The 22,133-nt window shown below is 47.0% G+C and carries 18 protein-coding genes; 7 read left to right on the top strand and 11 right to left on the bottom strand.

Annotated elements, in window-relative coordinates; translation table 11 throughout:
- Positions 1 to 11: 11 nt before the first annotated feature.
- The 4 genes from narJ to moaA are packed head-to-tail and all read right to left on the bottom strand — an operon-like array spanning position 12 to position 6,907.
- Positions 12 to 668: a nitrate reductase molybdenum cofactor assembly chaperone gene (gene narJ / locus H7T88_RS09570; RefSeq protein WP_221788250.1), complete on the bottom strand. Its 657-nt coding sequence runs from the start codon at positions 666 to 668 to the stop codon at positions 12 to 14.
- Between the two features lie 17 nt (positions 669 to 685).
- Positions 686 to 2,158, bottom strand: coding sequence for a nitrate reductase subunit beta (narH, locus tag H7T88_RS09565; RefSeq protein WP_221788248.1), 1,473 nt, complete (start codon positions 2,156 to 2,158; stop codon positions 686 to 688).
- Complete coding sequence (locus tag H7T88_RS09560) at positions 2,148 to 5,864, bottom strand: nitrate reductase subunit alpha (RefSeq protein ID WP_312027599.1); 3,717 nt, start codon at positions 5,862 to 5,864, stop codon at positions 2,148 to 2,150. Before H7T88_RS09560 ends, narH begins: the two co-directional genes overlap by 11 nt.
- 41 nt (positions 5,865 to 5,905) lie before the next feature.
- The gene (moaA, locus tag H7T88_RS09555) at positions 5,906 to 6,907 is read right to left on the bottom strand and encodes a GTP 3',8-cyclase MoaA (RefSeq protein ID WP_090917008.1); all 1,002 of its coding nucleotides are present in this window, start codon (positions 6,905 to 6,907) and stop codon (positions 5,906 to 5,908) included.
- A gap of 320 nt (positions 6,908 to 7,227) precedes the next feature.
- Between moaA and H7T88_RS09550 the strand changes: the two genes are divergently transcribed.
- The 5 genes from H7T88_RS09550 to H7T88_RS09530 are packed head-to-tail and all read left to right on the top strand — an operon-like array spanning position 7,228 to position 10,073.
- Entirely contained in the window at positions 7,228 to 7,461 is a 234-nt protein-coding gene (locus H7T88_RS09550; RefSeq protein ID WP_090917009.1) for a DUF2249 domain-containing protein, read from the top strand.
- A gap of 17 nt (positions 7,462 to 7,478) precedes the next feature.
- Entirely contained in the window at positions 7,479 to 7,856 is a 378-nt protein-coding gene (locus H7T88_RS09545; RefSeq protein WP_221788246.1) for a hypothetical protein, read from the top strand.
- On the top strand, positions 7,849 to 8,502 hold the full coding sequence (locus tag H7T88_RS09540; protein WP_221788245.1) for a DUF2249 domain-containing protein: 654 nt from the start codon (positions 7,849 to 7,851) through the stop codon (positions 8,500 to 8,502). Before H7T88_RS09545 ends, H7T88_RS09540 begins: the two co-directional genes overlap by 8 nt.
- Positions 8,503 to 8,515: 13 nt before the next feature.
- On the top strand, positions 8,516 to 9,748 hold the full coding sequence (locus H7T88_RS09535; RefSeq protein ID WP_221788243.1) for a hypothetical protein: 1,233 nt from the start codon (positions 8,516 to 8,518) through the stop codon (positions 9,746 to 9,748).
- A gap of 25 nt (positions 9,749 to 9,773) precedes the next feature.
- Positions 9,774 to 10,073: a metal-sulfur cluster assembly factor gene (locus H7T88_RS09530; RefSeq protein WP_154890560.1), complete on the top strand. Its 300-nt coding sequence runs from the start codon at positions 9,774 to 9,776 to the stop codon at positions 10,071 to 10,073.
- Between the two features lie 225 nt (positions 10,074 to 10,298).
- Here H7T88_RS09530 and H7T88_RS09525 read toward each other — a convergent pair whose 3' ends face one another.
- The 6 genes from H7T88_RS09525 to H7T88_RS09500 all read right to left on the bottom strand — a co-directional run bounded on the left by H7T88_RS09525 (position 10,299) and on the right by H7T88_RS09500 (position 18,754).
- On the bottom strand, positions 10,299 to 10,640 hold the full coding sequence (locus H7T88_RS09525) for a cupin domain-containing protein (protein ID WP_090917019.1): 342 nt from the start codon (positions 10,638 to 10,640) through the stop codon (positions 10,299 to 10,301).
- A 199-nt stretch (positions 10,641 to 10,839) separates the two neighbouring features.
- Entirely contained in the window at positions 10,840 to 11,859 is a 1,020-nt protein-coding gene (locus tag H7T88_RS09520; protein WP_260510804.1) for a diacylglycerol kinase catalytic domain-containing protein, read from the bottom strand.
- A 44-nt stretch (positions 11,860 to 11,903) separates the two neighbouring features.
- Positions 11,904 to 12,092, bottom strand: a complete 189-nt coding sequence (locus H7T88_RS09515) for a hypothetical protein (protein WP_221788241.1) — start codon at positions 12,090 to 12,092, stop codon at positions 11,904 to 11,906.
- Positions 12,089 to 13,132, bottom strand: a complete 1,044-nt coding sequence (locus tag H7T88_RS09510) for an SPFH domain-containing protein (protein WP_154957531.1) — start codon at positions 13,130 to 13,132, stop codon at positions 12,089 to 12,091. The genes H7T88_RS09515 and H7T88_RS09510 overlap by 4 nt, the downstream gene beginning before the upstream one ends.
- Positions 13,133 to 13,309: 177 nt before the next feature.
- A complete protein-coding gene (locus tag H7T88_RS09505; RefSeq protein WP_221788238.1) occupies positions 13,310 to 17,683 on the bottom strand; it encodes a glycosyl hydrolase 53 family protein in 4,374 nt (1,457 codons plus the stop codon).
- 351 nt (positions 17,684 to 18,034) lie between these two features.
- Positions 18,035 to 18,754, bottom strand: coding sequence for a YceI family protein (locus H7T88_RS09500; RefSeq protein WP_154890564.1), 720 nt, complete (start codon positions 18,752 to 18,754; stop codon positions 18,035 to 18,037).
- 192 nt (positions 18,755 to 18,946) lie between these two features.
- On the opposite strand from H7T88_RS09500, the gene H7T88_RS09495 reads away from it, so the two are divergent.
- Positions 18,947 to 19,633 (top strand): response regulator transcription factor, encoded by a 687-nt coding sequence (locus tag H7T88_RS09495; RefSeq protein WP_090917028.1) that lies wholly within the window; start codon positions 18,947 to 18,949, stop codon positions 19,631 to 19,633.
- On the top strand, positions 19,618 to 21,096 hold the full coding sequence (locus H7T88_RS09490) for a HAMP domain-containing sensor histidine kinase (RefSeq protein ID WP_221788237.1): 1,479 nt from the start codon (positions 19,618 to 19,620) through the stop codon (positions 21,094 to 21,096). Before H7T88_RS09495 ends, H7T88_RS09490 begins: the two co-directional genes overlap by 16 nt.
- A 71-nt stretch (positions 21,097 to 21,167) precedes the next feature.
- Here the strand turns inward: H7T88_RS09490 and H7T88_RS09485 are convergent, their stop codons facing one another.
- Entirely contained in the window at positions 21,168 to 21,980 is an 813-nt protein-coding gene (locus H7T88_RS09485; RefSeq protein WP_154890566.1) for an AAA family ATPase, read from the bottom strand.
- Between the last annotated feature and the right edge of the window lie 153 nt (positions 21,981 to 22,133).

Raw genomic sequence — 22,133 nt, 5'->3', positions numbered from 1 at the left:
TTCCAGTGTACTCACCGACTGCCCCTCCTCATCAGCTCAACGATCTCGTTCAGACCGCCAAGCGGTTGTTTCTTTTCTTCTTTGCTTGGTTCAGGTACGTCCGAAACAGACGGCTCGGGCATCACCTGTAACATCAGCGTAAGGAGCGGCCCGTATGGACTGTTTTGTCCTGCAATACTTTCGGTCATCGATACCAGTGCTTTATGGCAACTATCCAGAACTCCAATGGCATCCTGCTCAGGAGCCTCGGCAATGAATTCAAGCACCATGGGCAAGTAATCCGGGAGTTCGGTAGCTTCCATATAGAAACCAGCCGCTTCATATCTGCGCTTCAAATCAATCAGTGCAGGTCCGCGATCTCGCTCATCACCATGTAAAGCATATGTCAGATATAGATTCGATTTTTTATCAAAGTCAAACGAACGTACGTAGGCATCCTGCCACCGAATAGCATCTAAAGCCTGTGCATTACTGATGAAGGTTAACACGGTCTGCTTCACTTCTTCATCAGAGATCGAAAGAACGGCTTCCTGTACGCCTTTTAATCCCTCTCTCCACTCGGTATCCGGATATTGCAGCAGATAGGAGATCAGTTTACAGACCATTCGTCTTGTTTCCGTGTCGTACACCGGCTTAACGATTGGTTCTGGATCGATATCAATTGTCATCGTTGTTGTCTCCTCTCCTATGAGAATACGCCGCAAGAACCCGGGCCGCCTGCAAAGTCAAGACCGCAGCTGCCTTGTTCGCTGAAGAGATCCGCCACTTCCTCACGGTGAGCTGGTGGGATCACAAAACGATCATCGTATTTCGCGATAGCGAGCAGACGATACATATCTTCAACTTCCTGCGCACTCATGCCTACCATATCCAGCAGGTCGGACTCACTTGTTTTGCCGGTTTGCTGGTTACGCATATGAATCCGCATTACAGCCATTTTGCGCAGTACTTCACGAATACGTCCTGTATCTCCAGCAGTAAGCAGGTTCGCCAGGTATTCAACCGGAATACGCATGTTATCAATCGCCGGGAAAATATCGTTTGCTTCCAGCGAACTTCCTTGGCCTTCTACCCGGTTCGTGATCGGGCTCAGCGGCGGAATGTACCATACCATTGGCATCGTGCGGTATTCAGGGTGCAGTGGAAGTGCGATCTTCCAGTCAATCACCATTTTGTAGATCGGGGACTGCTGCGCTGCTATAATCCAGTCCTCTGGAATGCCTGCTGCCCGTGCTTCACGGATGACATCAGGATCATTCGGATCAAGGAAAACATCCATTTGTGACTCATACAGATCCTTTTCATTCTCAACCGATGCTGCCGCTTCAATGCGGTCTGCATCATAGAGCATCAGGCCGATATAACGGATACGTCCTACGCAAGTTTCGGAGCAGATCGTTGGCAGACCCGCTTCAATCCGCGGGAAGCATAGTGTACATTTTTCGGCTTTGTTCGTCTGCCAGTTGAAATATACTTTTTTGTAAGGACAACTGGATACACAGAACCTCCATGCACGACAGGCATTCTGGTCAACCAGTACGATACCGTCCTCTTCCCGTTTGTACATGGCACCTGATGGACAAGAGGACACGCAAGACGGGTTCAGACAGTGTTCACAGATGCGCGGCAGGTACATCATAAATACCTGTTCAAAATCCATTTTGATCGATTCCTCGACACCTTTCATATTCGGGTCTTGCATCCCCGTGATATGAGCACCGGCAAGGTCATCTTCCCAGTTTGGACCCCATTCGAGGTTCATGTACTCTCCTGTGATTTGGGATTTCGGCCTTGCGACCGGCTGGTGTTTTTTCTCTGGACTGTTGGTCAATTTTTCATAATCATAAGTCCAAGGCTCGTAGTAATCGTCAATCGTTGGTTGATCCGGATTGTGGAAAATGTTAAGCAAACGTCTGGCACGTGTACCGGATTTCAGCTCCAGCTTGCCATTTTTCATCTCCCAGCCGCCGCGATAACGCTCCTGATCTTCCCATTGTTTCGGATAACCGACACCTGGTTTCGTTTCGACATTGTTAAAATACATGTACTCTGCACCTGGACGATTCGTCCAGGTGTTCTTGCATGTAACGCTGCATGTATGGCATCCGATACATTTATCCAGGTTCATGACCATACTGACTTGTGCTTTAATCTTCAAGCCAATCCACCTCCTGCAGTTTTCTAATGATGACGTTCAGGTCACGCTGGTTGCCTGTCGGGCCATAATAGTTGAAACCATAACTTAACTGGGCATAACCACCGATCATATGTGTTGGTTTCACGTGAATACGAGTCGGACTGTTATGCGTACCACCGCGTGTCTGTGATATTTTCGTACCCGGAACGTTAATGTGACGGTCCTGAGCGTGATACATAAAGGCTACTCCGCGCGGAATACGGTGTGTAACGACTGCTCTTGCCACAACGACCCCGTTACGGTTGAAACATTCGATCCAGTCATTATCCACCAGACCGGCGTCCTCAGCATCTTCATGATTCATCCAGATCGTTGGGCCGCCACGGAACAAGGTCAACATCGGCTGTGCATCATAGTACATACTGTGGATAGACCATTTGTTATGCGGTGTCATGTAGTTCAGCACGATTTCTTTGCCGCCCTCGATCGGACGTTTACTGTTTGGATGGAACGGTGTATGTTTCAGAATCGGTTTGAAGGTCGCCAGCGTCTCACCGAACTCACGCAGCATCGCATGGTCGATATAAAACTGCTGTCTGCCCGTCAATGTACGCCATGGAATCAGACGTTCTACGTTGGTTGTAAACGGTGAATACCGTCGTCCACCTTTTTCCGATCCGCTGAAGGCTGGTGATGTGATGACTGTTTTCGGTTTTGACGTAATCTCATCAAATGTGAAACACTCCTCCGAGCGCTCTTCTGCCAGATCCTTCAAGTGCAGTGCCGTTTTCTTCTCAAGTGACTCCCAAGCACGTACAGCCATCTTGCCGTTTGTTGTGGTGGACAGCGTCAGAATCGCTTCAGCAACGTTGCGATCTGAACTCAGATCAGGACATCCTTGTCCAATGCCGTCTTTGCGATTCACACCCAAAATGCCTTTCAGCTTCTCGTATTCTTCGCTCGCAGACCATGCGATGCCCTTCGTACCAATCGGTTTATCCTTCACATTCGGCCCGAGGCTGATCATTTTGTTGTAGACCGCAGCATAGTCACGTTCTACGACCTGAATATGCGGCATCGTTTTGCCCGGAATAGCTTCACATTCTCCAGCACTCCAGTCTTTGATCTCACCATACGGCTGCGCGAGTTCATCCGGTGAATCATGCAGCAGTGGTGTAGTCAAAATCTCTTTCAACGGACCATCGAACTGCTGTGCAGCCATTTCGGAGAACACACGTGCAATCTCCTTGAACGTATCCCAGTCTGAACGGGATTCCCATTGTGTGGCTACCGCCGGGTTAAACGGATGTACAAACGGATGCATATCCGTACTGCTCAAATCGCTTTTTTCATACCATGTCGCTGCTGGCAATACAATATCGGAATACATTGCTGTGCCCGCCATCCGGAAGTCCATATTGACCATAAGATCCAGCTTGCCTTCCGGAGCATTATCCACCCACTCCACATGCTCTGGACGAAGTCCCAGATCATCATCATTCAGCAATCCGTTCGTGGCACCGAGCAAATGCTTGAGGAAATACTCATGTCCCTTACCTGAGCTTGAGATCAGGTTTGCTCTCCAGACAAACAGCACACGCGGGAAGTTCGCCGGGTCATCAGGCTGTTCAATGGAGAATTTCAGATTTTTATTTTGCAGTTCGGATGCCACGTAAGCTCCGATCTCTTCATTCGTTTTTGCTCCCGCATCCAGTGCATCCTGATGCAAATCAATCGAGTTCCGGTTAAATTGCGGATAAGACGGAAGCCAGCCCATGCGTGCAGCCATAACATTATAGTCAGCAACGTGCTCGAAGCGCGGATCACCCTCAAGTGCCGAGGTCAGCTCTCCGACCTTAGTCTCCTCATATCTCCATTGATCTGTTGCAAAATAGAAGAAGGATGTACCATTTTGCAAACGCGCAGGTCCACTCCAGTCACGCGCAAACGCAATCGTCTGCCAGCCTTCCGCTGGACGCAGTTTCTCCTGACCTACATAGTGAGCCCAACCACCACCGTTAACCCCCTGACAACCTGTCATCAGTAGCAGGTTGATAATGGCACGATAGATCACGTCAGAGTTGTACCAGTGGTTGATGCCGGCACCCATAATAATCATAGAGCGACCTTGTGTATCCACGGCATTTTGTGCAAACTCACGTGCGATCTGAACGACGGTATCCCGGTCAACCCGGGTGATTTTTTCCTGCCAAGCAGGTGTAAATGGTTTATCCTCTTCCGCTTCCAGAACGACTCCTGCAACGATTTCAGTAGAGTCTGCTGAACGAGTCATTTCACGATCAACCCCGTACTTCGCCAGCACGAGATCGTAAACTGAAGTAACCGTAATCCAGCGATCATCAACCCAGATGCGGCGAACCGGGATTTGACGTTCCATTACGTGACTTCCTTCGTCATCGAAGTAAGGCAGTTGCACGGTTACGAGATCATGGTGCACACCGAGCATGGAAAGTCTTGGATCAATCGGCTCGCCGGTACCCACCTGTTCCATTTTAAGATTCCATGTACCTTCTTCACCCCAGCGGAAGCCCATACTGCCTTTTGGAATCGCATAGGATGCCGTATTTTCGTCATATACGAGGGTCTTCCATGCCATGTTGTTGCCCTGGATGCCCAGGTCTTCCCCAAGCAGGAATCGTCCTGCAGTGTTCACGCCATCCTTCTCTTCGACAATCAACAAATTCGGGAAGTCTGTATATTGCTTCGCATAGGACATGAAGTAATCCGTAGGATGATCCAGATAAAATTCTTTCAGGATGATGTGCCCCATTGCCATGGCAAGAGCTCCATCTGTACCTTGTTTTACGGACATCCATGTGTCTGCAAACTTCACATATTCCGCATAATCCGGACTGATGGATACCACTTTGGTTCCTTTGTAACGTGCTTCAGCAAGGAAATGGGCATCCGGTGTACGGGTCATTGGCAGGTTGGAACCCCAGACCAAAATGTATCCTGAGTTGTACCAGTCGCTACTCTCCGGCACGTCTGTCTGATCTCCCCAGATTTGCGGGGATGCCGGGGGCAGATCCGCATACCAGTCATAGAAACTGAGCAATGGTGAACCTACCAGAGACAAGAAACGGGATCCAGCAGCGTAACTGACCATGGACATCGCTGGAATCGGCGAGAAACCAATGATACGGTCAGGGCCGTAATCTTTGATCGTATGAATCATGGAAGCAGCAATAATCTGTGTTACTTCGCCCCATGATGCACGAACCAGTCCACCTTTACCGCGTACCGATTTGTATCTCTTCACTTTGACCGGATCATTCGCGATACTTTGCCATGCTTTTACTGGATCACCATGATTTTTCAGAGCCTCACGCCACATTTCCAAGAGCGCGCCACGCACGTAAGGATATTTCACACGTAATGGGCTATAGAGATACCATGAGAAGCTTGCTCCACGCGGACATCCACGCGGTTCAAAATCAGGCATATCAGGTCCGGTTGATGGATAGTCCGTCGCCTGTGTTTCCCATGTCACGATGCCATCTTTCACATAAATCTGCCAGCTGCACGAACCCGTGCAGTTCACGCCGTGTGTGGAACGCACCACTTTATCATGCTGCCAACGACGGCGATACACATCTTCCCAGTCCCGGTTTACCGGGGACATCTCACTCCAGCCTTCCGCGTTTTTTTCACGTTTGGCAAAATACTTCAGTTTGCCCATCCAGGGCATGCTTTTGCTGCTCATTGTTGTCCTCCCACAATTGTGACCTGTTGATGCTGGTCTTCCTATCCTCCAATCTGCGACATATGCCGCAGCGTAGGTGTTCCGTTAATCTCTTGCCCTTTTAAGGCTTTTACCATGTCATGAGTTTCGGGTTTGGAGCCGAGTGCCTTGTAAAATAAATCCTGCACCGCTTTGTCGTCACCAACGAGCGGGCGAACATTGTACTCATCCGACCAGTACAGACAAGGCTTAATGTTACCGTCGGCCGTTAACCGGAGCCTGTTACAGCTACCGCAGAAATGGCTGCTGACCGGATGAATCAGCCCGAATGTTCCAGCGGCTCCAACGATCCGGTAACTATCTGCTGGGCCATTGCCATACACATCACCGCAACTTTCGTAGTTCCACTTGGTTCCGCAAGTCTTCAGTACATGTTCAAGCGGCAAATAACTCGACTTCCAACCGGTTCCACTGTCTCCGATGGGCATGTATTCAATAAAACGAATATCAATTGGAGCTTCCAGCGTCATGCGTAGAAAATCCTCCACCTCATCGTCATTTACACCCTTCATCAGTACAACGTTTAGCTTGATGGGCTTGAATCCGGCCTTTTGACTGGCTTTGATGCCCTCCAGCACGCGATGTACCTTACCGCCCCGTGTAATACGCGCAAATCGCTCCGGCTTGAGCGAATCCAGACTAATGTTCACGCGTGTCAGACCTGCAGCTTTCAGCATCTCGGCATGAGCAGCCAAAAATATGCCATTGGTTGTCAATGCAATGTCTTCAATCCCTGGAATAGCGGATAACATCGCAACCAGTTGATCCAGCCCCTTGCGAACGAGAGGTTCTCCGCCAGTCAATCGCAGTTTCCGTATGCCTAGCGGAGCAAGTGCCTGGACAATCGATGTAATTTCTTCATAGGACAAAATGCGTTCTGTCGGTTCAAACTGCATTCCTTCTTCCGGCATGCAGTACACACACCGCAGATTGCAACGATCCGTAACGGATATACGCAAGTAATCATGCACACGTCCAAAAGGGTCTATTAGTTTTGATTCCATACACGTACCTCCTTTCTCTTGGGTGCTGTCATGACATCGCTAAAGGAGAACACTCGCTTCCTCACATGTATTGTCAATCATGGGCTAAGCATAATGATGTCTGGCTTTGCTAACTGTGCAAAATATCACAAGAACTGAAACATAACGCACAGTTGCACATTTATGAAAGCTCCGCAAGCCTTTTCCGAACAGGATTTCAGTCCAAATAAGGCGAGATTATGACAAAAATAAAGGTGTGAGCAGGCTCACACAGCCTCGCTGTCTGCTTTTCTATAATCAAGTTGCAACACCACACTAATCCCAATTTGGAGGAATGACCCATGAACACATACGCTGCAACCATTAATGCCACAGAGTATCCACCTCATTTGAAACATAAAATTATCTTTGAAACGTTTGAAGCTCTTCAGCCTGAGGAAGCGATGTTACTCGTTAACGATCACGATCCAAAACCGCTCCGCTTCCAGTTTCAATCGACACATCCTGACGGCTTTGACTGGGAATATATCGAACAAGGTCCTATAACGTTTCAGGTCAAAATCACTAAACGATAGATTGGAGTTGAACGGGAATGGCGCATGTTGAAATCATTAACGAGACTACACTGCGTCTGACGCTGGGACTCGAAGATGCTGTATCCATGATTCAGATCGCTCAGCGTGAGCAGGCAGCCTTTGCACAGGAGATCATTACGATTTACGAGAAAATGCCCGTGTTCGAATTCACTCATTTCTGCTTTTATGCCTATGACAGTGCGAAACTGTTTGAGCGTGTGCTTGAGATGGACCCCAAAACCTATCTCTCCTTCTCCCTGGATGCACCTGATTCATTCTTCTATGCCCTGTACGGAGGCATGGCCGCTTTATATGAATCTTCGATCAAGCTGGTTCAGCAGACGCAAGCAGCTACGGCAGTCAGCACCGAAACGGATGTGAACGTTCATGCTTGAAACCGACGTTAATATTGTTGAACTAGACGTACGCCCTCATCTGAGCAAAAAACTGGAGCCTTTTCAGCTCATTATGGATACCGTTAAAGAACTGAAACACGAAGATGTATTGGTCCTGCATGCGCCGTTTAAGCCGACTCCATTGCTTGGCATTCTGAAAATGAAAGGATACTCCAGTACATCGGAGCGTCTGGAATCCAATCATTGGGTGACCACATTTGTGCATAAAAAAAATAAAACCGCTGCAGAGAAGATTTCTGCGGCGGTTCAATCCAATACGTTGGCTCGAACTGAATTAACTTCATCGTCGATTGAGGATTCGGGTTCAGAGGATGCCATGAATTCCTGTGAAGGGCAACCTCCAGCAATAGCTGAAACTTCGACATCCGAGGTCTTGTCAGATGAGCCCATAACACAGGAACTGAAAGAGCCAACCATTGTACTGGACAATCGCGGACTGGAGCCGCCCCAGCCAATGATGCGCACATTAGCTGCACTTGAACGTTGCAAACCGGGAGAAGTTGTACTTATTCATAATGACCGCGTACCCGTTTTTTTGATCGAGGAACTGAATCAGCTCGGTTGTCTCTACACCGTTGAGGACCAGACGGATGGCACAGCCAAAGTCAGAATTGAAAAAGGGTAAGGGGGCGAAAGCCATGTCCAGGTTGCCGTTTCTTTTTATCATCACGGGCATCGTTGGATTTGTAATGTATCACGCCTTCTCCTTGCTCTCATTGACAGGCTGGCTAGGTGATGAATTAAGGGGACCCGAAGGCTGGTTTCATGCGCATTTGTTCGTACTCGGATGGGCCACCATGCTGGCGATGGGTGCCGTTTATCAGTTGATACATGTCATTTTACAAACGAATATATATAGTACAGTGCTTGGTTACTGTCACTATTTCTTGTTCACTTTCGGTGCTACCGGCATGTTGATTGGTTTTATTCGCACAGATGTAATCTGGATTGCAGGTTCAGCAACGCTTGCACTATCCGGCATCTTGTTATTTGGCTTGAACATGGCTGTCACCCTCTTCCGGGCTTCCATTTGGAATCCCGTAACGATCAGTGCAGCATGTGCCTGTCTGTACCTTGTACTTACCGGATTATCCGGCATGCTGATGGGACTGAATTTCGCTTTTGGCGACTGGAATGGTCTGCATCAACGATTGTTTGGCGCACATATCTGGATGGGAACCCTTGGATGGTTTGGCATGTTAATTACCGGATTCAGTTACAAAATGCTGCCGATGTTTTATTTGTCCCATGATTTCTCTATCCGACTTCAAAAAATCGTACTAATCTTGTGGAATGCTGCTGTTATTACAGGAGTGATCGCATTCCTGACTGGTATCCAAGGTGGCTTGCTCTGGTTGGCGCTTTTGCTTTTGACAGGAGCACTGATCTGTTACGTATACCATCTGGAGCAAATTCAGGAGAAACGGCATAAAAGCAACCCTGGACCCGGAATCCGCTGGACGGTTTACGTAAGTCGCGCTTTGGCCGTATATTCCATGGCTTTGTTAATCTATAGTGCGCAAGATGTAGAGCTACTCCTTGATTCACGCGTTGTGCTTCTGACTGGCTGGGTATACCTTGGAGGCTGGGTATCTCTGACGATTCTCGGGTATGCTTCCAAAATCGTGCCTTTTCTATGGTGGACCCATAAATATGGTAAGCTTGCCGGACGTCCTGGTACTCCACTCATGGCTGGCATGTTAAGTGAAAAAAGGATCAATCATGGAATACTTGCGATGGTCGCAGCCAGTCTGCTCTTAGTCAGCGGTATTCTGATTAATTTGGCGGAAGTGATGATGGTTGGCGGAACATTACTGTCTATGATCTCTATCGTGTATATTTCAAATATAGCCTTGGTATTCAGACGTTAACAAGATGGATTGGAGCGTGGAAAAGATGGAACAAACCTCACAGTTACTAGAGTATTTAAAAGAAGTATATGACCCGGAGCTTGGTGTCAACATCGTTGACCTCGGCCTTGTGTATGAAGTAAAGGAAGAACCTGAGCGCATTCAGGTGCGAATGACGCTGACTACGCCAGGATGTCCACTGCATGACACCATCGTTGGTGCGGTGAAATGGGTTTTACAAGAAAATACCGACAAAACCGATATTGACGTACAGGTGGTATGGGAACCGCAATGGTCTCCGCAGCTGATGTCCAGAGAAGCCAAAGAAATGCTCGGATATTTTTAAACAGGTGTTTATAATTAAGGATGTCGGCACAAGGATATATGTCCAAATAACTCTGTCTGATGAACATCAATACCCGAAAAAACGTACCCATGCTCTGATCCAGTCAGGCCAAGGTACGTTTTTATATGTGTTCCTTTTCACACGGAAAGGAGAGGCACTTCACCAAAGAAAAAGAACTCCTCGCGGAGTCCCCATTCCCTATTATTCATCCGGCTCTATCGGATATTAGATATCCTTGGCGTAAGAAGCTTCCGGCACTTTATTCAATACCACGAACAAACGAACTTCCGCATCACTTGTGTTATGGAATGCGAATTCTGTCTCTCCTCCGCAGGATACCACATCTTCTGCCTGAATCTCATGCTCTGCTCCGTCCAGAATCAGTGTGCCCTTGCCTTCAACAACAAGCAACGTGAGGTCTGCACCAGGATGTTTGTGAACGGGAAGCTGTTGTCCTGGCAGAAAATGAAGCATGAAGGTTACACCGCCTCCTTGTTGAAACAACACCCGTTTCGTGAAACGTTCCGTACTGTATGCTTTAACTTCTTGTAATGACGTGATACTCATGATCATCATCCTCCTGTATTTGTTCTGGTTATGTATTCATCTTAACGCAAAAAAACCTGCAACTCCTTGATTCAAATCAAGAAAATGCAGGCGTGAATTCAGGATTTACATTCTAAAATATCACTTGTTTTATATATCAGTAAATACAAGAACAAATACCAATATAATATATATCCATATTATAATAGAAGAAACTCATTCATATTACCAATTGTCCTCTCTTTTCCGCCAAACCAATCGTTGCGTGCACACCCGAGTTAAATTCCAGAAAATCATGCTCCACCCCGTCACTGAAAATAACTCCATCCTCCGGCATTTGTGAAACAATGTGAAGGGGTTGCTTCGCATGAATCTGTCCAAACACGAGATTTGCCGCCGTGGTTCGACTCGGGAACGGTTCACGTACCGTAAAATATAAATAAGGGGAATCCCACGAAAACTCGTTCTTGTTCAATCCTCCCTCAGAAGCCGTTCCTCTTAAATCAACTGATCTTTCATCACTAGTCAATTGCTGGTGCTTCCCCCTGCTCACATGTTGCCAAGCCGCTGAACGGACAATACCTGAGGCACCAGCCAGCACACTCTTAAACCATCCGGTTGATCCCATGCCTGTAGATACAATAATACCGCTGGATGATTGATTTTCAGTGGAGGCTCCCAAACGCACTTCATAACGGGCAGATACATGTGTCTTCCGACCAATAAAGAGATCATTGACACCGTACAGCACCTGCCCGTCATTCAGCTCAACTTTGGCAAGGGTGACTTCCTTAAGCGAGCGCTGTCTACGTATCACGTCTGGAACAATGAAGCTTAAATCCTCCACTGTAAAAGGTAACAGCACCCCGTCCCACCGCATCGGATCTGGATTCACGCCGATAAGCGGCTGCTCGGTAACATATTTCAACGTATTGGCAACCAGACCATCCTGTCCGACCACTACCACAATATCTCGCTCTCCAAAAATAAAGTTTGGCACATGCTCCCGGTCAATCATCTGAACACGTCCAAGTTGACTCAGTTGTTGCTGAGCAAGCTGTATCGATTGCTTGTAACGGCGATCTTCCTCGACGTAATCGCTAAAGTCAGCACCAAGACGTTCAATGTAAAACTGAGCCTGCTGTACAGTGTTGTAACGTACAATCAATTCCTCCAGCCGGGTTCTGCGCTTAACCAAAATTAATTTATGCTCACTCATGGGTTCATTTATCTTAACCATCTGTGATTCCACCTCCCGCTTTCCCTTTGACTTGAGGAAAACCATTATTGAATTTTTTGGTTTTTTTGAATTTTTCGACTTGTCTCACTTGTTTCATTTGTCTCACTTGTCTGACTTGCCCGACTCACCAGATTGACTTGATTATCTGACACGTTTTGACTAACTCGACTGGATCGTATAAACCGTGTTCTGGAAGCGGATAGATTGGTTTGTTTCCCCCATCCAACAATCATCGTGTTGCCCCTCCCTTACCTCTTCCTTCTGCTGGTGCCATCAGACCCTGTAGCAGATCTGGTGAGATATTCAGCTGTCCGATTTTGCCAGCATTCTCGGCCAGTTCCTGGAACGCAAGTGCAATCAGTTTATCCGAATTCATGCCCATATTGGCCATGGCCTGTAATACGTTCGGCTGTACATGCTGAAGCGAATTCATGACTGCTGCAATCTCATACGCTTTGGCATCCGCTTCCGCATTCTGATTCGCAATGGTGAGCTCGATTAACTGTTGCTTGCGCTCTTCCATCGCGGTATTAAACTGGAGCTGCTCCTGTTCCATCTCGTTCTGCTTCTGTTTCACCGAGCGTTCGGCCTGTAATTGGGTTTCCCGAATCTGTTGTTTCTTCGTCTCCACCGCAATCTCGGTATTCAGTTCATTTTCTTTCACACGGCGTTCCTGCTCAATGGAAGCATTGCGCCGCACATATAAAGCTTCGTCGGCCTGCTTCAGAATTTCTTCCCGCGCCTGTGCTTCCAGCGCACGCATCGTTTCCTTATTAGGCAAAATAGCCAAAATGGACAGATTCATCAGCTCTACGCCCAGCTTTTCCAACTCTTCATGTTGTGCGACCTCTCGTTTCATGTTGCTGGCAAGCCGTTCGCTGGATTGAATCGCTTCTTTTAACGGCAACTGCTCCAAATATTTCTTCGTGAGCACTTTTGCTATGGTAATCACCCGCTGATCCAGCTTGTGAGGATCGTCAGACATATATTGATTTTTGCGCAAATTGTACGTGTAATTCAGGCTCTGTGTAATTTTGCTGTAATCCATAATGCGATAGCTAAGCTGTCCCTGTACGGTAACCGTCTGATAATCCGCTGTAATCTCTTCAAACATAAACGGCACATCCACCGAAGAAACAGGCAATACAACAACCGAAGTCGTCGGCTCATAATAATAAAAAGATAAGCCCACGCCTTGGCGCTGTACCTTGCCGTTCTTCACTTTCATAACATATTCACTCGGCTGAAACTTTACAAATCGGAATCCAAACATGGCTCATTCCTCATTTCTTATTAATGTCGTTTTGATATTATCGAAATGATAACAAACAATCTCGATATTGTCAATACGACATTAACAAATTCCGCACGAAAAAAGAGACCGAATCTTGGATTCGACCTCTTTCTTGTCTACATGTTATTTACTTTCCATTAAATCAAGTTACCGTTTCTAATACAGCTGTTCCATCAATCTCGCTACTGCAACGGCGCCTTGCGCACGATTAGCGGTTTGCTTGGGAGCAAATGTGTTATCAGGCAAGCCGTTTAGCACACCCAGTTGCGACATGAATGCCACGGCGTCTTTGGCATAATCGGCAATATCTGCTTGATCTCTGAACTTCATCTGACCCGTGTTTACAGTAGCAGAGTTGTTATTACGTTCTGCTGCTTCCATCGCTCGATGTAGCATAACACCCATATCCTGCCGGGAAATGAGATCATTCGCACCGAATGTTCCGTCCGCTCTGCCCTGAATAATGTTCATTGCAAGACCTGCGCGAACCGCATCCGCATACCATTGATCTGACTTGACGTCTGTCGGTAGTTGGGTAGCCGAAGAATCAGTGAGATTTGTTTTGCCAATCCCTTTAACGAGCATCTGTAAAAATTGGGCACGGGTGAGTTCACCCTGCGGTTCAAAACGTGTGTCACTCATTCCCGCGATGATGCCTTTGCTATAGAGATGTTGAACCTCTTGAATTGCCCAGGCATGTTGCTGCAAGTCGGTTAACGGCACTTCAATATTGGTTATAACGTAACTTCCAGGCTTAGACGGCTTGAATGCCATCGTAGCTGTGGTCTGCTCATACTTCGTATACGTCACAGGATGGAGTTCACCGTTTGTTGAGATGGAGTTGACAACCATGACCGTGTGACCTGCTTTGACTGGTTGCACATCGGCCAAAAGCACTTCCACCGTTTTGTCAGCCCACTGGATTGACTTATTATTGAGCAGCATCTGCACATCAACTACAGGATGATTGCCAATATTACCTCGCTTCGCAGCAGACACTTGCGTTGTGGAGCCTTGTGCAATGACGACATCAAACGTACCCGCGGTCTCCGCAATCGTGAGCGGCAGGGATTGTAGCGGGATACGGACTGTCGTTTGGCCCATAACCACCTCAATGGCTTGCACTTCCTCCGAACGAACCCATGTAGAGAGCTGACCTGCTGGTACTTGGAACTTCACTGTTTTGGAACTGTCAGGTACATCGGCTACCAGCTTCAATGTACGTTTACCTGTGTCCATTGATTTCAAGGCCTGAGCAAGCTCCGCTGTACTTGGACGCACCGCATATGTGCCATCTCCAGTTGCTGTTCCTTTTACAATAATAGAACCGCTCGCAGTTTCGCTACCAGGTGTTGGCTGAGGAGTAGTTGATGGGTTGTCCGTACTTGTTGAAGGTGCCGATGACCCGGACGGATTACTAGGCTGAGATGGCTGTCCTGTGCCCGGATTTGTCGTCTGACGTGCCAATTGTGCCCTGGCTTCCTTCAGAAGTTGTTCCGCACTGGTGAGCTCTTCTTCTGTAGCTTCCGCATCCAGAACCAACTGCTGCGCTTGCCCCAACGCTTTACTGAACACACTCCAGCTTGAGGCCGTGTAATCCGTTTGTTTCAATGCTTCCGCAGATGCAACGGTTGATTTCAATACGGTCCTGTCACCCGGAATTGTGCCATATGCCTCAAATTCCATGAATCCAACCCATGTCGGACCAGCTGTAATGGTTACACGAATATAACGCCCATCTGTTCCCTCAGGGAGAACATGACTTGGGGATGTCGATACGACAACATCACTGGTTGTATCCACTACGGTCTTGAAATGCTCATTATCATCGGAGACATCTATTCTGTATTTGATCCCACCGCTCCACATCGACATTTCAATTTTCCGAAGATTGGCAACCTGTCCCAAGTCCACCTTCCACCAAGTATCGTTACCCGGGCCCTGATCCGTTCCCCATGACGTATTTGGATTATCATCAATTGCACCTGACGGGGCGTTGTCTTTACCGCCTCCATTTCCAGCACTACTATATGCAGTAGTGGTTTTACCCGTGGTCAAGGCTTTTAGTTTAACCAGATTTGTAAAAGCTTGTTTTAATGTATCCAGTGCTGCATTTACCTGAGATTGCATCGCATCTGCTTGGTCTCTCACCTGAATAGCAGCCTGTAAAGCTTGCTGTAGAACTGACCAGCTGCGGTGTGTATATGAAGATTCATTTTCCAGCTGCATGAGCTGAATGTACTGGTGCAGTTCTGTTTTATCCACGTCAGACAAGCCCTTAATGGCTGCTTCGAGACGCTCTACCGCTTTATTTGCATCAGTCTGAGTAGCTCGTGAGTTAGCCACAACGGATTTTGCATGTTCCAGTGCTTTACTGAATACGCTCCATGTTGCATCCGACCAGTTATTCCGTTGAATCTTCTCTGCTTCTGCAATTGCCGCTTGAAGTGGCTCCAGTTCTGGTGTAATCACGCCGAGCTGTAACATCACATTTTCCAAAGATGCTGATGCAGCATCGGTTTCCTCTTGACTCACACCACCTGACGTATACGCTTTGGCGTATACCCCTTTAGCTTCAACAATTGCAGGAGCCAGACTGCCCCAGCTTTCTGGTGTAAAATCACTTTCTACAAGCGAGTTTGCTCGTGTCAGTGCCGCTGCGAGCTGCTGCCGATCTGTCGGCATCTGTTCCATTCCTCTTTTGTACACATCGAGTGACCATAACGCTCTTCCTTCATAAGAATGCCCGCCATTCGCTGGATACTCATCGTAATCAAACATGCCCTGGTTCTCCCACGCATCGCCTTCGGATGCAATCCAGCCTACATCTGCCGGAATCCATGCCGGCTCCCAGTAAAAGAAACCTGCACCGCGATTATTCGGTACATTGGCAATCAAATCCATGATGCCAGCGATGGCATCGTATTGACCTTGCACTGTTGCCGGGAATGTGGCTCCACCATGAAAGAGCGCTTGATCCGAACCGATAATATTTCCATGCGCGTCCCCGTTTTTATAAGTGAACGGATAAGACGTTTCAGCTATAATGACATCTTTCCCAAAGGCTGCTGAAACTTCGTTCATCGTTTTCTGCACATCGGCAAATGTCCCGTGCCAGAACGGATAATAGGATAGTCCAATGATGTCATAATCGGAGCCCAGTCCTTGTTTTTTCAACTCCTCAAAATACCATTTGAATGTCTCTGCCTTGCCACCTTCAGCCAGATGAATCATGATCTTCGCCCGATCAGCTGCATTAACGTTTCCTTCAACTGCGCGAACCCCGTTGATTCCCTGCTTCAGCAAAGCTGCATTTTCCTCAAAATTCACATCGCTGCTTAGTCCATTGAGGAGACCACTGTTGATCTCGTTACCAATCTGCACCATATCCGGCATGGCTCCTGCCTTCTTCAGATCCCCAACGACTTCAACCGTATAATCATACACCGCTTGCTTAAGCACTTCGAAACTTAACTTTTCCCACGCTTTCGGTCTGAGCTGTTGACCCGGGTGTGCCCACTCATCGGAGTAATGGAAATCCAGCAGCACCTTTAACCCTTTTTGCTTCGCGCGTACGGCCATGGTGATGACGTCAGCTTTATCGTTATAGCCGCCTGATTTTTGTGGGTCATTCCACAACCGCAGACGTACATAATTGACACCTCGATCTTTGAGAATATCAAGCAAGTCCCGCTCGGTGCCGTTGCTATCCAGATACTTCCCACCCTTAGCTTCAATCGCCGTAAGAGTCGAAATATCAACGCCTCTGACATAATCAGAACGATAACCTTGTACAACAACCGTCGCTTCAGGCTTTTTCTCAGTTCCATATACCGCACCCGTTACAGAGAATGAACCTGATTTTTCATATTTCGTTGGATCAATGCTGTCCCATGTGACAGGAACGAGACCCGACTTATTATTCGTAAAATTGGCTTTGACTTCCCCCGGCAGAACCGGCGCACTTCGTGCAAATGTACTCACATGAACGGAATCAAAACCGATAATATTAGCTGGTTCCATCCCTTCGGATTCTCCCCACACTTTGAACTCCAATATTTGTGGCCACGCTCCGCCCTCTTTATAAAAGGCTATGTTGAGCTTAATGTATCGTACATTATTTTGTTGAAATGTCAGATCAGCAATCTGTTTCGCATCTGCATTATCACTTTGATCCGTAACGGTAGACCAATGCTGCTGGTCAGCAGACGTTTCAACCGTATACTTCACTACCGTACTGTCTCTCCATGTTATTTCCGCTCCGGATAGATTGTACGTTTCACCCAGATCTATGATGACCCACTCCGGTTTTTCAGCAGTTACTCCCGTTTCTGTACTCCAATAGGTGCTCGCATCCCCATCTACCAGATGCGTTTTATCGCCTCCCCATCTTTTTTCATCGGAACTGACCGTTACCGTTTTGTTCAGCGCCACATTATTTTTTGCCGCCTCTGCGGGCCTTGCGATCAGACCCAGATCACAGAATAACAACAACAAAACAAGACAGCCGCTTATGTACCTTTTATTCACTCTTGATCTCCCCTTTTCGTATTTATTTGTGCTTGGATCAATGAATGTCATGAATCTTCCTCATTGTAAGCGCTTCATGATCCTCGGCAACACGGCATTATCCAAAGGAAACAGCAGTTTTTTTAACAATGTCGACTTTTCTAAACATAATCCAGCCTAGCGTAATCCTTATTTTCCAGCGTCAGGGAGATGAACAGGTGTATTCTTTTTCCAGCAAAAGCTTACCAAAAGCAAAAAATCTGCTTGCCCGCCCGGAGGCGGAACACAACAGATTTAGTGGCTTACTATATTAAAATCGTTTAATAGAATTGTTTACTAGAATAGTTCAATAGAATAGTTTAAATCCATCTATTATTTCGCCAGCTTCAATTCAAGACGAACCTGGATATCATTTTCAGTAGAAAGTACAACCGAGTGTGGATTTTTCATGCCAAAATCTTCAAATGTAACCATCGTTGTGCCGGACAGCAGCACTTCATTATTTTGATAAGCCGCTTTAGCATCAAACGTAACTTCCTTTTCAATACCTCTTACGGTAAGTGTGCCTTTCATTTTCAAATCAGCCGTCTGTCCTTCTGTCCATTCGGAAGGCATACCTTCAAATGAAGTGGCTTTGAATGTTGCTTGCGGATGTTTAGCCATATCGAAGAAGTCAGCACTCTTCACATGCTCGTCCCGCTGGCCATTACCGGAATCAATGCCGTTTACCTCGATTGTTCCTTCTGCTTTCGACTGGGCCGGGTCATTCACATTAATCGTCCATTTCCCGCTAACCTGCTCGTCCACAAAATTTACGGTTTCTTGTGAAGTGGTTACTGAGAAATATACTTTCGACCCCTGACTGATATTCCAGTCTCCGTTCAGCTGGTCTGCTCCAACCTTTTTATTTTCCACTGCTTTGCCCGTGCCGCTATCTGCAGCTGTAGTGGATGCAGCCGCGTTTGCCGGAAGCACCTGTTCAATCTCAACATTGTTACCCAAGTAACTATTTGCAAAGTAATAACCGCCCCCACCAATGATGGCTACTGCTGCTACCCCTGTAATAATCCACGTTTTGGCCTTTTTACTCATCTCTATTATTCCTCCAGTACAGTATGGTTTCGTTACCTCTTGATATGGATAGTAACAGTCCAATGTGTCAGGAAGAAGTCAAGATGAAATTCTTTTTCATTTTTTTTCAAAATGTGAAAACAGGATTGGCTTTATGTCCCGCCTCATGTAAAATCAGTACACAAGCTTGTCTGTGAAAGGAGAACACCCTGTTTGAAATCTGTACTCATCGTAGAGGATGAGCAAGCAATCGCACGCGTTCTGGCTGCTTATCTGAGAAAAGCTGAATTTGAAGTTCATCATGCAGCGGATGGCAAGACTGCTTTAACCCTTTTTGATTCCGAAAATCCTTCTATCGTATTACTCGATGTTATGCTACCCGGAATGGATGGATGGGATCTGTTACGAATTATTCGGGAAAAGAGTGCTTGTCCCGTCATTATGTTAACTGCACTGGACGATATTACAGATCGGCTTAACGGTCTGAATGCCGGTGCTGACGATTATATGAGCAAACCGTTTGTACCTGAAGAAGTGGTTGCACGTGTGAACGCTGTACTGCGGCGGAACCCGCACTGGACTTCCGGAGGGCAGGACAAGCGTTCTTTTGGCAATCTGGTCATTGACCTTGCGGCTAAGCAAGTGCTACTTAACGGTGCGGAGGTCGCACTCACACCACGTGACCTGTCTCTTCTTATTTTTCTGTCCGAGTATCCCAACCGCACATTCACTAGAGATCATCTGATTGAACAAGTCTGGGGACTCGATTATGAGGGCAGTGATCGTGCTGTAGATCTATCGATCAAACGACTGCGTCAGGCACTCTCTCACTGGACAACAGACACAGGAGAAATCCGGACGTTGCGAGGAATGGGGTATCAATTTTGGATCGCCAACTGACATCAACCAAACCCAAACGAACAACATCTATTTTGTCACATTGGACACTACGTTACTTTCTGATTTTATGTATCGGCTTCTCTGTAATTGCTGCGGGTGCGCTGTACTGGATACGAACAACATCGATTGAGAAAAGTTTGAAAACGGCTGAGCTACTCGGATGGGAGATCGCTGATCGAGTAACCGTGAAAGATCATAAGCTTCAGGTACCACCTGATCTGAATACGATCGTAAGCAGTCGGGAGAAGCTGTTTAATACCGATAACTATTTTTGCGTCATGGTGCTCGACAATAACAACAAACTGATTTTCTCCCAGCCAAAAATGCAACAAGAGGATGTTTATTACCGACTGTCCGATGATTTTCTTGAACCGCGTAACAGCAAGTATGCTGGTGTAACGGTAGATATTGCTGACGGGAATCAAACGATTGGAAAAGTATGGGTCATGCAATCCAAACAATCTATCACCTTCGGTCCTGAAACGGTCTGGCTCGTCGCATTGATTTTTGGAGGCCTTATTCTCTGCGGCTGGTTCACGATTTATCTCCTGTCGAGCAAACTATCTAGACCGATTCGTCAGGTCGCTTACGCGGCAGAACAGATCCGCGGTGGAAATTATGATGTAAACCTAGATATTAAAACACGTGAACGGGAAATGAACGAACTTGTAGGTTCTTTTGGGGATATGGCAACCCGTCTGCGTCAACTCGAAGAATGGCGTGCACTCTCTCTTGCGGGAGTAAGTCATGAGCTCAAAACGCCTGTCACCTCGATCAAAGGATTGGTGATGGCTGTTCGCGACGATGTCGTCAGTCCGCAGGAAGGCAAAGAGTTTCTGGATATTGCTCTGAAAGAATCAGAACGCATGGAACGAATGATTGCGGATCTGCTGGATTATAATGCCATGACCGCCGGAAGTGTTGCTGTTCGTAAGGAACGTACCAACCTGAAGTTGCTTGTAGGTGAGATCATTTACCAATGGAAAATTGCCTATGAAGAACACATGCCAGAAGTTCAGCTTCATGCGCCGTCAGACGCATTATACGTGATGGGTGATGCACTCCGGATCCAGCAGATTATTGTAAATTTGCTTAACAATGGACTGCATGCCACAATACCTGGCCAACAAGCCCTCTTCCAGATGCATTTAAGCGTAGAGGAAGACATGTTACATGTCGATGTGCAGGACAACGGCACGGGAATTTCCATAGAGGATCAGCGTAACATATTCGAACGATTCTATCGGGGAGAGTTGAAAAAACGCCGTAATCGTGGCTTGGGTCTCGGTTTAACATACAGCCGTCTTCTTGCACAGGAGCAAGGTGGTACGTTAACCCTCGTTTCCAGCAGTCCAGATGGAAGTACGTTTAGATTAAGCTTGCCACGCTGGATTGCTCAGCAGGAAACATCTATTCCAGAGAAAACCTATCGTTCACCTGTCAAAGCCAAATCAGCATTGTAATAAAAAGGCCCGGTATTCCTTACAAAAAGGAAGCCGGGCTTTCGTTATTCGCCCAGGTACTGACTTCACCTCTACCCTTGTAGCACTCGGGGTCTGTATTCCTCGTACGCATCAGAGATCAACTGCCTGTGCAGAGCACTGCTTCCAATAATAGCTTTACGCTTTGCTTTTAACACAATCTGCTCCACATCCGCATAGCTGCAGCCAGCCAGACGTTCACAAATATAATCCTCCAGCTTGTGCTCCTGTTCAAACGTTCCAACCAGTTTGCTAATATACAGTCTGCGGCTATCTTCATCTGGCATCGCGTACGTCATCTTGGTATCAAATCGGCGCCAGATCGCATGATCAAGCTGTGTCTCCAGATTCGTGGCAGCAACCAGAATGCTGTCCCCTTCGAATTCATCCAAACATTGCAAAAGGGTATTCACCACCCTGGCCATCTCTTTTACCTCGTCGTTACTTTCCCTTGTCCGGCCAATGGCATCAAATTCATCAAGAAACAATACGCAAGGATTAAGGCGAGCATATTCAAACAACTTGCGTACGTTACTTCCCGTTTCTCCCAAGTGGCTGTGAATAAGGGCATCCAGCCTGACCAGTACAAGAGGCAGTTCCAATCTCTGAGCCAGATATGACGCGGTTAACGTTTTTCCTGTGCCGGGAGGGCCAAACATGACCATTTTATTAGGGATGGATACATCATGTTCCCTGAACTTTTCTTTCATGCCCAGAATGGTAATGAACTCTTCGACAATGCGTTCATTTTCCTCCGAGAAGACAATATGTTGTGCTTTTCGTTTACATTCCTTCGGCGTGTAGAATGCCGCCATATCGATTCCTTTTGCACGAGGGATGCGGTTTGCGTGATTCATTTTACTCATGTGTATATGTAGCTCCTTCAAAAAAGATAGTCATTCGTATCGTCGTTATTTATTGTTAAAGATTTTGTTGTTGCGGACTGCTTGCTAATTAATCGTAATTTTTACTATTAAATAATAACATACAGATGCCTCTTTGCAAAGATTAGACTCCTG

The sequence above is a fragment of the Paenibacillus cucumis (ex Kampfer et al. 2016) genome (assembly GCF_019748695.1).
In the GTDB taxonomy this organism is placed as follows: domain Bacteria; phylum Bacillota; class Bacilli; order Paenibacillales; family Paenibacillaceae; genus Paenibacillus; species Paenibacillus polysaccharolyticus.
This window is presented reverse-complemented; position numbering and strand designations above follow the sequence as displayed.